Genomic DNA, 13,981 nt, shown 5'->3' with positions numbered 1-13,981 from the left:
CTTCTTCATAGCTCATCGGCGACTGATAGCCGATGGCTGAGTGCCGGCGCTGCGGTTATGCCACTCGCTGAGAAAGTCAGAGATGCCAAGCCGGGCCGCCGATCGGATCGCCTTGGTCAAGTACGGCAGCTCCGAATTCGTGCATCGTTGCCGCAGCGACCGAAGGCGTCGTCAAGGACGAGACCGCCGAGGTCGAGGGGATGGAGACCGGAACCGCCCCGATCCCACCCGGCTGACGTCGAGTAGGTTTCATTGCTACGGAAACTAGTCTCCGTAATGTATGCGCGCTAACCACGGAGGATTCCGAGAGATGCTGGATGCTCGTAATGAGGTGTGCCTGAAAAGTTGGACTGGCGTGTCGATTCCATTGAGCCTTCCTAAGACACGGGGTTCTCCCACATCGCTTCTTTGCTTTCCTCTGCTAGTGCCTTCGGTGAGGGCCGTGGTTCGCCGAAGGATCTGAAGCCATTTGTTTGGACTCACCGTGTTGACCCGTAGCCAAGGCAGGTGCTTAAGCCCTGACGCTGGACCTGCTCACTCCGTCCTGAGACAGATCTTCGACCCTAAGGCTACGTCCTGGAGCTTAGTCCCGCAGGGCCATCGGGCCGCCTCAGCGACCCGTGTTGTGTAGAAGAACAGTCTCCGAACTCACTCCAGCTCGGCTTACCGCTACGCCCACAGCGGGATCGGGCTGGCCTGTGACCACGGGGCTCGGCCTGCGTTCCGGACCTGTCGCTCCGACCGGGTGGGCTGCGTGGCGTTGGGGGGCGTACTCGCCGCAGTGCCACGCCAAAGCCGTCCTGCACGAGCATCTGCCCAAGATTCCCGCCCCGGACAGTGATTCGGGACGCAACCCGCCCGTACCGGTTCACATCTTCAACTCGTACTCCCACGGTCGTTCGGGCGACGTAGCGAACCGCCGCATCTCTCGCCTTCGCTCCGTATGGCTTCTGTACCCCACAGCCCCCCTTGACCACGGCCCCAGCGGAACGGGCCACCTTGTACGTGTCGCCGTCAATCACGCCTGTAACCTTGCCTATGAACGACTGCCCTGGCTCGACGTGCGCGAAGGTGGCCGGGGCGGAGAGGAGAAGCGCGGCGAATAGAGGGGCGAGGCGGCATGTGGGGCTGAATCGGCGTCGCTGGGAGCGGAGTCGTCGACGCGGTAGAGAGGAGCTTGGTGGCTGCTTCCACAGGGGATTACCGCAGGCGGTAGTCACCACAAGCGGTAGTACGCCTCTACTCCCGCATGCAGGAGAAGCGGAAGCGCGCAGACGGCCCCGACCACCGCAAATATTGTCTCCAGTTCTTCGGGAGCCCCTCCTGATACGCCGAACCTCTCAGGGTGGGCCAGCGCCAGCCACGCGGCATGCCCCACCATACACATAAAGGCGATTGCCACAGCTTCAATCAAAGCCCAGCCTGCGGCGAAGGCTCCTTTCAGCCCGGGCCCCCATCCCGGGCCGAAGCACCGGTGGGCCGCAAACCCGACGTACCCAACCTGGATCAGGAGGGAAGGGAGAAACAGGCCCTCGGCAGGTTGTCCTATGTAGAAAGACACGGCGGGCGAATACAGAAACTCGGCTCCCGTAACGAGCAGCTCTGCGTGTCCGCTCAGGAAGGCTCCCAGCGCCAGCGCCTCGCCGCCCTGCTTCAGCCTTCCCGCAAACAGGCGTCTGAGCAGCACCGCGAGGAGCACTGCCAGGAGCAGGGCTGCGAGCGTCCGTATCTGAGCCCCAACAACCTGAGTCCACTGGTCGAGGGCCGTGGAGAGCGCCTCCGCGAACAGGTCTCCAGCCCCATCGGCGGTGGCGCCCCCGCTAGTGGCTCCATTGCTGGTGGCTGGAGAGCGCCCGGTGCCCGGTGCAGCAGAGCCGCCGAATGGATCTTCGCCCATCCCAGTCCAGGCGAGAAGCCGTTCTGTTCCGATGCTAATGATTACCGACGCCAGGAGGTAGCGCCCAGGGCTTGCCATTCCAGCCCGCGCTCCGCCTAGGTACTGGCGAAGGGTTTTCCCCGGGCGGAGGGTCAGCCCGACAAGGGTGGGCCAGAAGCCGTTCTCAACGTCCACAAACTCGCGGAAGAAGCCGCCGATGACACTTGTTGCCGAGGTAGGCGGGTCGGCCTCCTGCCCACAGTCCGGGCAGTAGTCGCCAGCAAACCGGCGCCCGCAATTGGGACACCTAACTGTTTCGACCACCGCCTCGGAGGTCTCCTCGACCGAGGGCTCCTCCGGGGACTCCTCTCCCACCGGGTCGCCTTGGTCGTTGGGGTTTGGGGATGAGGACATCGGCAGCGGCGAATGAGACCGGCTTTACCGGCGGAAGGGAAAGCTTTCAGGGCTTCGTGCCCGGAAGTTAATGCCTGCCGGGGAGGCTGTCACATACAGGCCTTTTCCCGCCCGCAACAGCCAGAATGCTGTCGGCGGATGCCGGCCCCGGCTCGACCCTGCGCACAACTGGCTGGGGCGAGGAAGAGCAGTGCGGCGAATAAAGAGGCCAGGCGGCTCGTGGGGCCGAATTGGGCCTGCCCAAAGCGGATTCGTCGAGAACGGTGAGGGCGCAGGCTGGTTTTTTGATCCCGCCTCCACCCCGAACCCGAGGCTCCCAGGACTGCACCTCCAGCTCGCCAGCGGGTTTGCCCAGCGTCACGTTTACAGGCCAACCCCCATCGTACTCCCAAGTTGCCTTCTCGACGGTGCAGGACTGGGATTATCTCAGTTCACTCCGACGGTATCAGTGTCGCAGTTGTGGTCGGTGGTTTAACGACCGGTCCAGGACGTTTCTCGAAAGCGTGGGAGGCCACAGCTTCCGATATGGATCTCCGAAGATCGGGAGACGGACAAGGACCAGTCGACCGGTGACATTGCGGAGGACCTTCCCCACACCTACAAAACGATTCAGGGGATGGCGCAGACGATGAGGAAGGTCATCTACCAGCGGCGCGAGAAATGGCGCGGGGCCCTGACGGAGGAGGTCGGAGCCTCTGGGCTTGCATTTGACTCTTGGCCAGCAAGGCCGGACGCTCCTTCCCGAGGATACCCCTCGGTCCAAGGATTCTGATGAGAAGGCCGGTGAGAAGGCCAGCAGCGACCCCGGCGAGACCAATCAAACGGCGGAGGCAGGTCAAACGGCGAAGGCAGGGTCGAAGCACCGCGATTCCCGGAAGTCCAGAGAACGGGGCTTCTCGGAGCGGGGGCGAGGAAGTTGGTCCGGAGACTGGCCGCCTGCGGTGCTGTGGGTAGAACGGGGCGGGGAAGGTCGGGTGCTGGAACTGCAACCGGACGCGGGTCAGAAAACGCTGGTCCGATCGGCCCTTCGACACGTTGAGCCCGGAAGCCGGATCGACACTGACGATTTTAGCGGGTACGGGCTTCTGGAAGGAGCCTATGATCATAGAAGCGTCGACCACGAAGAGACCTACGTGAGCGAAGAGGACATGCATCGTAACACCGCGGAGGGAGAGTGGTCGATTTTCACCGTGGTGGCGAGGATTCCGTGGAGTAGCGAAGCGCCATGCCTACCGCTACCTCAGCGAGTATTCGTTTCGACGGAGCCGCTTCTCGGACTCTCGGCAAAGGCGGCTCCGCCGGATGGCGCTCACCTTCACGCGCACAGAGACGCCACTCTAACACAAAACGCTCCGCCCCAGGCCGCACGCTGTCAATCCCTACGGCGGGTGTATCGTCAACTTCCGAGAACGATTTTAACCATGCTCTGCCCGAGCGTCAGAAAGGAGAGCACCGAGAGAGGCGCGTGCACCCACCAGCGGTCGGTCAAGCCCAGCGTCCCGAGAAGCACGACTCCCCGTTCAACAACATCTCTGTCTCACCGACCGTGAAGTTCTCTGCCAGTGCTCTTGCCGTCTGAGTCCCGACTTGAGCCGTGACGATAAAGCCAACGAGCATTCCGAAAAACCACCGGCGGTGCGAAACTGAAAAATGAAAGGCTCTCAGGTCCAGCGGGGCCTGTGCGGCCGGCGTCTCGACGGAAGCCCCACGGGCCCCCACCTCTGCTCGGGAATCTTCCCATCCTGGGTCCGGCAGTGCAAACGCGCAGGTCAGGTACAGGAGTAGAAATGCGGCAAGGAACGGGAAGAAGAACTTCGAGGTTGCCCCCGTGAGAAGTGAAAACGAGTTCCACCAGATCTGAATGGCAAGCAAAAACGTGTTGGCGGCCCAGAGGAGAGGAAGCCAGTGCCAGTTGACCTTTCGCCTCGGGCGGACCAACTCACGAAGGCTCTGGGCCAGGTCTGTCAGGCCGAGGCCGACGATGATCGAAAGCAGGGCAGCGATGTATTCGGGCTGACTCATGGGGCAGGGAAGGTTCGGGATTGGTAGTTGGGCATCACATACATGAGCCACTAGGGCAGGAGCGCGTTCCGTTGGAAAAGGTGAGCGTCCTCGAGACGGCGGCGCCTACGAACCGTCCCTCGCAACAGAAAACGCCCCCGAACGAATCGGAAGATCGCCAAAAATCTGTGCCCCCGTTCAGGTATTCACATTTACAAAACCGACGACCACGTGCCCGGTGTTGCGCCCGTCCAGGCCGCGCCGTTTCGTTGTAATGAGTTGAGAACCTGTTTGACGAGACATCTGCGGCCACCCCGGGGAGTACTCGGTCGCCGCGCTCCCAGCGCTGCGACTTTGTGGATCTCGTGCAAAACGGTTTCTGCACTCGCCCGGTAGCGCCGCTACAGGGCTCGCTTGGGCACCGTTTTGCAGCTTCGCCCACTGTGTCTCGGCTGAGCATCTGCTCGCAAAACAGGTTTTGAAACTGGAAAAACCACGCTCATCCGTGCCGGAACCGCGGAAGGATCACTGCCCCATCGACGAAGAAAAATGGCCTGTCCAGCGTCGAGCGTGGCACGGCGGCTGGATGTGCCAGATGGAAAATGGCCCCGGACTCATACAATAAAAGAGTAGGGCCACCACCGAGCGGTCGATGAGCGAATACAATGCCGCTGTCCTGTTCGGCCCGGCTACAAGGCTACCGCACGGCGGACACGCATCTGCGGGAGAGGCTGAACGACCGAACCGGATCCCGCCCCGTCGGCCTCAACGTTAGACGTTTGGAGCCGCGTGCATGCACGCGCGAGCGACCACCACGGACAGAATCCCCGGTCTCATACCTGCCGAGGCTGTCGGGCCAGGACTAGCGGGATCGCCCACCTTGCAGCCGCTTCTCTGTTCCGGATATTAACCAAAGCTGAATACACACCGTAACCGCCAGTCGAAGTTGGATGTTTGGAGATACGTACGAGAAAATTCCGAGGGCCCTGGTCAAGACCGGTCTCTACCGGCTCCTGATGGTGGTAATCACGATGCTGGTCGCCTATATCTTCACCGGTGAAGTCACTGATGCAGTAAATATCGGCCTTGTCGCGAATGTCGTGAAGACGGGCACCTACTACGGTTACGAACGACTCTGGGCCCGAATCGAGTGGGGACGCAGAGACCCTTCCTGACAGCATGCAGCCGGCAGGCCATTGGGTCCGGCGAGAAGGTTGCTCGGGGACTGGCGGCTGCCCAGATAAACGGCGTCAGACCGCCTTGACCGGTGTGCTCTGTAGGCTGTGGTGGCTGTGGCAGGAGAAAAGCCGCTTGGCACAGCGCATCGGTGATCTCTCGATCAACGGCTCCGCGGCGCACGTGGATCGCGTAGCCATCGAGATGGTCTTTGCTTACGTCGAAGCAAACCACGGGCTGGTCGGCAGCGTTTATCTTGGGGGGAAGATCTTACACCTCCGTTGGTGAGGTCTCACTGGTTCTGGAGTCGATTCAAGTCAGCTGTCTCCAGAAACGTGAGGCCTCATCTCCTTGGCGTCAAGCGCGGGTGATTCTGGGCTTAGCCCATAGGTACAGTTTTGATTCGCACGGTTTTGGGCACACTTTCCGGTAGCCAGGTCCTTGACGTTAGACTTGTGGGGGCGAATATGTCTAACCAGCACGGGAACTCCTAACACGAGGCTACTGCAGACTCTTTCTCCGGTCCGTCATGTACGTTGAAGTTGCCGCGCTTCTCTACCTAGCAGTCGCCGGCCCATATGCAATTTTGCGGTGGAAAGACACCGAACCGCTCGACGCGCTCAGGACGGGAGACCACCAATGATCTGCCTCCTCTGACAGAAAACGTCTGCCCCGAAGGAAACGGAAGCGGGCGCAGACAGGACCGACCAGGGCCGGACAAGGTCACTGCACGACCGTAAGCCGCCGGGCCTATGTCTGCCCATCAGCTCGGAGCCGCAGGAAGTACGTCCCGCCAGGCAGCCCACTGACGTCGACCTGCGCCGTCTGCGCCTCTTCGGCCTGTGGGGTGCCCTCGTAGACGGTGGCGACCTGCTGGCCGAGCGTGTTGTAGAGGGTGATGATCGTCTCTGTCTGCTTTTTGACGGCGAACGAGAGGGTGGCCGTGGCGCTTCCAGGATTGGGCGCTGGAGGGGCGAGGCTCACCGTTTCCTGCATCTGAATGTCCACGGTCACCGGATCGGTGAGGCTGGAGCTGCCGTCCAGATCGACTTGCCTCAGGCGAAACTGGTGGGGGCCGACCGAGAGGCCCGTCGCGACGTACTCGTAGGACTGTGTTTTTGTTGTGGTGCCGCCGAAGGCCTTCGACTCAACGTAGCCGACCTGCGCCCAGCCCCTCTCCTTCTGGCGTTGGACTTCGAAGCCTTCGTTGCCGGTCTCCGACACGGTCTGCCAGGTGAGGCGGACATCTCCTTTGGTGGCAGCGGCCTCGAAGCCAGCAAGCTCGACCGGTAAAGGAGACGATTCGTCGGCTTGAATGAGCCCAGCACCCGAAAATATGTCCTCCCTTCCTCCATCCGGAATCGGCGTCGCCTTCGACGCGGGATACTTCGACCAGCATCACGAGATTACCGACACCGACAACTCCTTCGTGGCGAAGCTCCACGGCAACATCGAGCCGGAGCAGGTCTGCAAGCGGGCTGTCCCTGCTGGATATGCCGAGGCGAGCCGGCGCACCGACTGCGGGGATGCGGTCCTGGGGGACCGATACGTTCGGCTCACTGGATCGAATGAGGTCCCGGACCGGGAGAAGCAGGAGCGTACGGGCAGTCTCGGCCTGTGTCCTGTGCTCCCCGGAGAGCACTTCCGTCACTGCGCAGGGCACTCCGGGCGGTCCCAACGGGCTGCAAATCGATCCATCAATCCTCGGAGGGCCGCTGCTCCACAACCAGGAGGAGGCCCTCGGGACTTCCCCAAGCCAAGCGTCTCGGGGTACTCCCAGCGCAGATCAGTGGCCGTTCCCCGGACACGCAGTTCAGGATGGATGTTCTCGTTCAGTTTCTCCCCCGCAGGCTCCTCCCAGAAACCTCGGGCGGTCCCTTGGTTTCAATAATTGCTGTTTTGCGAGCCGATTTCTTCTCTTCACGTCTATGGAATCCTCTTCCTCCGACGGTGCCCTGACAGACGTGGCGCTGGACGAGCACGTCCGGTCGCTCGATCCTTCCGTCCGGAGCGTGTGGCGAATCAAGATGGCTGGCATCTCGGTCCTCCTTTTCCTTCCGGCCCTGTTCTATGACCTCACGCACCTGCTGTCTTCCAACTCGGCGCTTCCCTTCGGAGTCCTCTCGGGAACCGTACTGGTGGGGGCGCTCCTTTACTGCGTGGCGTGGCCACGCCTTCGGTACCGAGCCTGGGGATTTGCCCTGCGCCCCGAGGAGATCTACAGGGAGCACGGGGTTCTGAGGCACGTTCGGACGGTCGTGCCGCTACGTCGCATTCAGCACGTCGACGTGTCGCAGGATGTGATCGAGCGCGAGTTTGCGCTTGGGCGTCTCGTCGTTCACACGGCGGGGTCCCGAAGCAGTGACGTCGTCGTTCCGGGCCTCCCGCTGTCCGAGGCCCGGGAGATCCGAGATGAGATCAAGCGCTTCATTCTCGAAGATCCCCTCATCGAAGATCCGGTGTGATGCCGTCCTCATCTCCTCCGGAGTCGGATCCTTCGGTACAGGAGCCTCCCTCGTCCTCGGAGACGACGTCTGCGGACGTCTCCTCGTCCCCCTCTAAGGACGAGGGCGAGGCCCCCGATGCCCCTTCGTCTACGACCCTGGGGGCCATCCACGAGCCACAGCGCCTCCACCCCCTCACGCTTCTTCTTCAGGTGGGCACGAGCCTCCCTGCACTCGCGATCATTCTGTTCCCCCTTCTTCGCAATCCCAGCTCCTCGGAGAACGTTGCCTCCCTCGTGATGGCCGTGCTGTACGGGGTATTTGCCCTGCCGGTCATCTTCCTGCGGTACTGGCGATTTAGCTACCGCATCACGCCGAAGCAGGTCGTCATCCAGAGCGGCGTGCTGAACCGGAAGAACCGGAGCATTCCCATCGAGCGCGTCCAGAACATCCAGATCGAGCGAAACCTCGTCGCCCGGCTGTTCGGCATTGCGAAGGTGAAGATCGAGACGGCTGGAAGCTCGGGCACCGAGGGCAGCCTGGAATACGTGCATCGGAGCGAGGCCCGCAAGATCCGGCAGGTGGTCCGCTCGTTTCAACGAGGGGCCGCGGACGCCACCCCGGACACGGAAAGTGAAGAGGACGAGGCGAACATCGAGACGCTGTTCGACATGCCCCTGCGGCGCGTGCTGCTGTCGGGGGCCTTTCGCTTCTCGCTGCTGTACCTCGCCGTCATCTTTTCGGTGGTCGAGCTCTTCAACCCGGAGACGCTCGTCCAGCGATTCATTCGGACGGACCGCCTAGAGTGGCTTACAGAGGCGATGTTCAGTCACCCGGCGCTCACAATCTTCGTGTCGGTCCTCGTAGCAGTCGTTCTGGGCTGGATCAGCGGCGTTGCCGTACACCTGGCGCGCTATTACAGCTTTCACCTGTGGCTCGACGGCGACAAGCTGCGCAAGCGCCATGGGCTCTTTACAGTGACGGAGGGCACCATTCCGCTCGACAAGGTGCAGGCACTCATCCTCCGCACCAATCCCCTCATGCGGGCCTTCGGATGGTACGAATTGAAGGTGCAGACCATCGGGATCAACGTCGATGAACAGGGACACCGCGTGATTGCCCCGTTTGCGGGGAGCAAACGCATCCTTGAGCTGGCCCGTCGCGTTCGGTCCTTCGATCTTCCCGACACGTTTGGCCAGGTGTCCCGGTTGACAATCCGGCGGCGTTTTTTCCGCTACACAATGGCCCTCTCCACGCTCCTCCTTCCGGCGATCTACTTCTGGCCGCCGGACTGGGTGCATCTTGTGGGGGTAGCCCTTCCCTGGTGGGGCTTCGGGGTGGTCCCCTTCATCCTGGGATGGGCCCTGCTCCAGTACCGCAATCACGGGTACGCGGCCCAGGAGGACGGCTTCTACATCCGCCGCGGCGTGCTCTCGCATCACCTGTGGATTATTCCGACCGAGAAGTTTCACGTCTTCAGCACCACCGCGTCGATTTTCCAGCGGCGCCTCGGCCTAAAGACCCTCTTCGTGGATACCGCCGGGGCCGCCACGTTCGAGTATCCCGAGGTGATTGACCTGCCCGCCGTCGAGGCAGATGACCAGCTCGACAGCCTCTACCGGCGCTTCAAGACGCTGTACCGCAACCGCGTGGAGGCGGCCACCGGCGCCCCCGATACCCGACTTGATCCCGACGAGCGGCCCCGGCTTCCCGTCGAGGAGTCTGTCGAGTGACAGGTCCCGTTCAGACCGCGCCCTCTGCTCGCACGGCAGGGCGCCGCGCCGGACCGTCTTCCTCCAGGCGGCGACGCTCCGGGCTCCCGCTGCAGACAGTGCCTTCCCCTCGTCCGGCCTTCACCCATCAACTGTTTCCCGTTGTGGCCTCGCAACGTGCCAGTGGCCTTCTCCTTCACGTCAGCTCCCTTCCCAGTGCCTACGGCATCGGGGACCTCGGCCCGGCCGCGTTTCGGTTCGCCGACTTTTTGGCCCGTACCAACCAGCGCCTCTGGCAGATGCTGCCGGTTAACCCCGTCGGGCCTGGCGCCTCGCCCTACTCCAGCCCGTCCACCTTCGCCGGTAACCCCCTTCTGATCAGTCCGAAGCTTCTCGTCGACGCAGACCTGCTCGGCGAGGACGACCTGGCCCCCCTCCTCGAGCTGCCCGAGGACCGTGTCGACTACGCGCGTCTCGTTCCTCGCAAGCGAAACGTGTTGCGTGCGGCCTTCCGCCGGTTCCAGGCCGGCACATCGACCGCCGATACGGCGCAGTTCCGGCACTTCCAGGAGGCACAGTCCGCATGGCTGGACGAATACGCGCTCTACGCCGCCCTGAAGGACACCCACGACGGGGCGCCGTGGACGGAGTGGAGAGCCCCGCTTGCCCACCGCGACCCGGGCGCCCTGGACCACGCCCGCGAGACGCACGCCGAGGCGATCGAGATGCACATGTTCTGGCAGTTCCTTTTTCACCGCCAGTGGTCGGCCCTGCAGTCCTACTGCCACGCCCACGACATTCGTCTCTTCGGCGACCTTCCCATCTACGTCGCGCACGATAGTGCCGACGTGTGGGCCCACCAGGACCTCTTTCGTCTCGACGAGAACGGCGAGGCGTCGGTGGTAGCCGGCGTGCCTCCCGACTACTTTAGCCCGGAGGGCCAGCTTTGGGGCACCCCCATCTACCGGTGGTCCCGAATGGAAGACCGTGGCTTCCGGTGGTGGACCGAGCGGCTGCGCCACACCTTCGAACGCTTCGACCTCGTCCGTCTCGATCACTTCCGCGGGTTCGAGCAATACTGGCAGGTGCCCGCCCACCACGACACGGCCACTGAGGGCGAGTGGAAGGACGGGCCGGGCGCCGCCTTCTTCGAGACCATGAGGGACGAACTCGGAGACCTGCCCATCATCGCGGAGGACCTCGGCATCATTACGGAGGCGGTGGAGGCCCTGCGGGACACCTTTGCGTTTCCGGGAATGGCTGTGCTCCAGTTTGCCTTCGAGGGGAATCCTGCGAACGAGTTTCTTCCCCACAACTACCGCCGCAACCTCGTCGCGTACACTGGGACCCACGACAACAATACGACCGTCGGCTGGTGGCGCGGGGAACTGTCCGACGAGGGAAGGGACTTTGCTCGGTCCTATCTCGACCTCCCCGACGGTGGCGGGGGCCAGGAGATCCACCGGCATGCCGTGCGGGCGGTCATGGCGTCGGTAGCCGACCGTGCGGTGATTCCACTTCAGGACATCATTGGTCTGGGGAGTGAGGGCCGCATGAACACCCCGGGCACCACCAAGGACAACTGGGCGTGGCGCTTTACGCCCGATCAGATTTCGGACGAGGACGAGGAGACGTTGAAAACCCTGACGTACCTCTACGGACGAGCCTCGAGCTACGAGTAACCCTCTCCCCCGACCTCCGCACGCCCGAACGCCCGCGCACTGCGGCGACCCTCCACGACAACGTGCCCACCCCTTCCGCAGCGGCATGACCGACCCGTTTCCCCTCCACGGCGCCCTCGTCCAGGACGACGCGGTCACCTTCCGCGTCTGGGCCCCGGCGGCCGATCAGGTGGCGCTCGACCTCGACGACGCGACCGTTCCGCTCTCGCCCACCGACGACGGGCTGTTTGAGCGAACGGTCGACGCGGCGGCGCCCGGCACCCGCTACCAGGTTCGTCTGGACGACGACGGGCCCTTCCCCGATCCCGCCGCCCGCTACCAGCCGGACGGCGTGCACGGCCCCTCGGAGGTCGTCGACCCGAGCGTGTACGAGTGGGACGATGATGACTGGGACGGGGTGGCCCGCGAGGACCTCGTCGTCTACGAGCTCCACGTCGGTACTTTCACTGAACAGGGCTCTTTCGACGGCGTGCGCGAGCAGCTGTCCTACCTGAAGGACCTGGGCGTGACGGCGATTGAGCTGATGCCGGTGCACGACTTTCCGGGCGATCGGAACTGGGGCTACGACCCGGCGGCCCTGTTCGCCCCGGCGAGCGCCTACGGCCGCCCCGACGAGCTTCGTCGCCTCGTGGACGCGGCGCACCAGACGGGCCTGGCCGTGATCCTGGACGTCATTTACAACCACCTGGGGCCGGACGGCGCCTACGCCAATGCGTTTGCCCCCTTCCTCACCGACAAGTACGAGACGCCCTGGGGCCGGGCCATCAATCTCGACGATGCGCACTCTGAGGGCGTCCGCCGCTTCTTTATCGACAACGCGCTGCACTGGCTGCGCGAGTACCACGTCGACGGCCTCCGCCTCGACGCCACCCACGCGCTGCACGACGAGAGCACACCCCACTTCCTGGCCGAGCTGTCGGCGGCGGTGGACGAGCACGTCGACAGCCCGGAGCGCCACCTCATCGCCGAGGATCACCGCAACCTGAACACGCTCGTGCAGCCCCGCGACGACGGCGGGTACGGGCTCGACGGGGTCTGGAGCGACGACCTGCACCACCAGTTGCGCGTCCTCACGGCGGGCGACACGGAGGGCTACTACCGCGACTATCAGGGCACCACAGCCGCCGACATCGCCACCACGATCCGCGACGGCTGGTTCTTCCGCGGTGAACACTCCGCGCACCTGGGCGAGCCGCGCGGCACCGATCCCGACCTCGTGGCCCCCGCGCAGTGCGTCGTCTTCATCCAGAACCACGACCAGGTGGGCAACCGGCCCACCGGCAACCGCCTCACCGACGACGTGTCGCCCGCCACGTACCGGGCGCTCTCGGTGCTGCTCTGCGTGGGGCCGGAGGTGCCGCTGCTGTTCATGGGCCAGGAGTGGGCCGCGTCGACGCCGTTCCAGTTCTTCACCGACCACAACGAGGAACTCGGTACCAGCGTGACGGCGGGGCGGAAGGAGGAGTTCGAGGACTTTTCGGGCTTTGAGGGTGAGGTGCCCGACCCGCAGGACCCCGCCACATTCGCGCGCAGCGTGCTGGACTGGGACGAGCCCAGTCGTCCTCCGCACGACGGCGTGTTGGCCCTCTACCGCGACCTGCTGACCCTCCGCCCGCGACTCGGCGACGAGATGCACATTGAGGCCCCGAGCGACACGACGCTTCTTCTAGAGCGCCCCCCGGTCTACGTCGCCATAAGTCTGAAGGGAGCCGCCAATCTAGAATTGCCCCCCGAGGCCCCGGTGCTGTTCCACACGGAGCAAGGCGGCTACACCCCGGCCCCGCGTCCGCCGGTCTTTACGGCAGACACGGTGTCGTTTTCACGGCCTGGAGCAGCGGTGGTGCGGACGGAATGATTGCGGCCTCCTCTCGTACAACGACCGCGGAAGTTCCTCCCTTCCCCGACTGAGGCCATGAAGAACGACATCACCGAATCGTCCGGCAACGTCTTCAGGGATCTTGGCTTCGACGGTGGCGAAGCCGAATCGCTTCGCGTGCGGGCTCGTCTGATGGCTCCTCTGGAACGCTCCATCCGGGAGCGGGGGATGACGCAGGCGGAGGCGGCCGAGGAGCTGGGGACGACGCAGGCCCGCATCAGCGAACTGATGAACGGCAAGATCCAGGCCTTCAGCATCGACGCGCTGATTAACATGCTGGACCGGGCGGGGCTGGAGGTGAACGTGAACGTGCGGCCGAAGAGCCCTTGACCGCCGGGCGCCGCCCCCCCCGCACGACGGCGTGCTGGCCCTCTACCAAGACCTCCTCGCCCTACGCCCCAAGCTCGGCGACGCGATGCGCATCGACGCCCCGAGCGACACGACGCTTCGGGTGGAGCGCCCCCCGATCCACGTCGCCGTGACCCTGGAGGGGGCCGCCAACCTGGACCTGCCCCCGGAGGCCCCCTGCTGCTGCACACCGAGCAGGGCAGCTACACCCCGGCCTCACAGCCGCCGGCCGTAACCAACGAGACTGTTTCTTTTACCCGCCCCGGGGGCCGTGATTTTGCAATCGCGTTGATCTTGGTCGCCTGCGTCTTTCCTTCCTCCACACCTCCACGCCTCCATTCATACTCGTCCATGACCGCCACCTACCGTCTCCAGCTCACCCCCGACCTCGGATTCACCGAGGTGGAGGCCCTCGTGCCGTACCTGAAGCGCCTGGGCGTGAGCCACCTCTA

General features: G+C 63.8%; 12 protein-coding genes. 8 read left to right on the top strand and 4 right to left on the bottom strand.

Features of this window, described 5'->3' with window-relative positions; genetic code table 11:
* Positions 1 to 569 precede the first annotated feature (569 nt).
* Both ABEL04_RS07135 and ABEL04_RS07130 read right to left on the bottom strand, forming a co-directional pair.
* A complete protein-coding gene (locus ABEL04_RS07135) occupies positions 570 to 977 on the bottom strand; it encodes a thermonuclease family protein (protein ID WP_375801697.1) in 408 nt (135 codons plus the stop codon).
* 239 nt (positions 978 to 1,216) lie between these two features.
* Positions 1,217 to 2,290, bottom strand: a complete 1,074-nt coding sequence (locus ABEL04_RS07130) for a DUF3667 domain-containing protein (protein ID WP_375801696.1) — start codon at positions 2,288 to 2,290, stop codon at positions 1,217 to 1,219.
* A gap of 701 nt (positions 2,291 to 2,991) precedes the next feature.
* Between ABEL04_RS07130 and ABEL04_RS07125 the strand changes: the two genes are divergently transcribed.
* Positions 2,992 to 3,840, top strand: coding sequence for a transposase (locus ABEL04_RS07125; protein WP_375801695.1), 849 nt, complete (start codon positions 2,992 to 2,994; stop codon positions 3,838 to 3,840).
* Here the strand turns inward: ABEL04_RS07125 and ABEL04_RS07120 are convergent.
* Positions 3,776 to 4,312 (bottom strand): hypothetical protein, encoded by a 537-nt coding sequence (locus tag ABEL04_RS07120; protein ID WP_375801694.1) that lies wholly within the window; start codon positions 4,310 to 4,312, stop codon positions 3,776 to 3,778. The two genes, ABEL04_RS07125 and ABEL04_RS07120, sit on opposite strands and share 65 nt — an antisense overlap.
* Positions 4,313 to 5,241: 929 nt before the next feature.
* On the opposite strand from ABEL04_RS07120, the gene ABEL04_RS07115 reads away from it, so the two are divergent.
* A complete protein-coding gene (locus tag ABEL04_RS07115; protein ID WP_375801693.1) occupies positions 5,242 to 5,466 on the top strand; it encodes a DUF2061 domain-containing protein in 225 nt (74 codons plus the stop codon).
* Positions 5,467 to 6,217: 751 nt separating this feature from the next.
* On the opposite strand, the gene ABEL04_RS07110 is transcribed toward ABEL04_RS07115, so the two are convergent.
* Positions 6,218 to 6,691 carry a T9SS type A sorting domain-containing protein gene (locus ABEL04_RS07110; protein WP_375801692.1) on the bottom strand — a complete coding sequence of 158 codons (474 nt, stop codon included), beginning with the start codon at positions 6,689 to 6,691 and terminating at the stop codon, positions 6,218 to 6,220.
* A 704-nt stretch (positions 6,692 to 7,395) separates the two neighbouring features.
* On the opposite strand from ABEL04_RS07110, the gene ABEL04_RS07105 reads away from it, so the two are divergent.
* From ABEL04_RS07105 to ABEL04_RS07080, 6 genes are all read left to right on the top strand, one after another.
* Positions 7,396 to 7,932, top strand: coding sequence for a PH domain-containing protein (locus ABEL04_RS07105; protein WP_375801691.1), 537 nt, complete (start codon positions 7,396 to 7,398; stop codon positions 7,930 to 7,932).
* Entirely contained in the window at positions 7,932 to 9,644 is a 1,713-nt protein-coding gene (locus ABEL04_RS07100) for a PH domain-containing protein (RefSeq protein ID WP_375801690.1), read from the top strand. The genes ABEL04_RS07105 and ABEL04_RS07100 overlap by 1 nt, the downstream gene beginning before the upstream one ends.
* A 143-nt stretch (positions 9,645 to 9,787) precedes the next feature.
* Positions 9,788 to 11,305, top strand: coding sequence for a 4-alpha-glucanotransferase (gene malQ / locus ABEL04_RS07095; RefSeq protein ID WP_375801689.1), 1,518 nt, complete (start codon positions 9,788 to 9,790; stop codon positions 11,303 to 11,305).
* A gap of 85 nt (positions 11,306 to 11,390) precedes the next feature.
* Positions 11,391 to 13,160, top strand: a complete 1,770-nt coding sequence (treZ, locus tag ABEL04_RS07090) for a malto-oligosyltrehalose trehalohydrolase (RefSeq protein WP_375801688.1) — start codon at positions 11,391 to 11,393, stop codon at positions 13,158 to 13,160.
* A 57-nt stretch (positions 13,161 to 13,217) separates the two neighbouring features.
* The gene (locus ABEL04_RS07085) at positions 13,218 to 13,511 is read left to right on the top strand and encodes a helix-turn-helix domain-containing protein (RefSeq protein WP_375801687.1); all 294 of its coding nucleotides are present in this window, start codon (positions 13,218 to 13,220) and stop codon (positions 13,509 to 13,511) included.
* Positions 13,512 to 13,542: 31 nt separating this feature from the next.
* Positions 13,543 to 13,764: a hypothetical protein gene (locus ABEL04_RS07080; protein WP_375801686.1), complete on the top strand. Its 222-nt coding sequence runs from the start codon at positions 13,543 to 13,545 to the stop codon at positions 13,762 to 13,764.
* Positions 13,765 to 13,981: the final 217 nt, after the last annotated feature.

The sequence above is a fragment of the Salinibacter sp. genome, assembly GCF_042218895.1.
GTDB lineage: Bacteria > Bacteroidota > Rhodothermia > Rhodothermales > Salinibacteraceae > Salinibacter.
The sequence above is the reverse complement of the archived record's forward strand: the minus strand, read 5'-3'. Positions and strand labels throughout refer to the sequence as shown.

Coding starts and splice junctions, on each gene's coding strand:
- ABEL04_RS07130 (WP_375801696.1), bottom strand. CDS start 2,290: ATGTCCTCATCCCCAAACCCCAACGACCAAGGCGACCCGGTGGGAGAG.
- ABEL04_RS07120 (WP_375801694.1), bottom strand. CDS start 4,312: ATGAGTCAGCCCGAATACATCGCTGCCCTGCTTTCGATCATCGTCGGC.
- ABEL04_RS07115 (WP_375801693.1), top strand. CDS start 5,242: ATGTTTGGAGATACGTACGAGAAAATTCCGAGGGCCCTGGTCAAGACC.
- ABEL04_RS07105 (WP_375801691.1), top strand. CDS start 7,396: ATGGAATCCTCTTCCTCCGACGGTGCCCTGACAGACGTGGCGCTGGAC.
- ABEL04_RS07100 (WP_375801690.1), top strand. CDS start 7,932: ATGCCGTCCTCATCTCCTCCGGAGTCGGATCCTTCGGTACAGGAGCCT.
- treZ (WP_375801688.1), top strand. CDS start 11,391: ATGACCGACCCGTTTCCCCTCCACGGCGCCCTCGTCCAGGACGACGCG.
- ABEL04_RS07085 (WP_375801687.1), top strand. CDS start 13,218: ATGAAGAACGACATCACCGAATCGTCCGGCAACGTCTTCAGGGATCTT.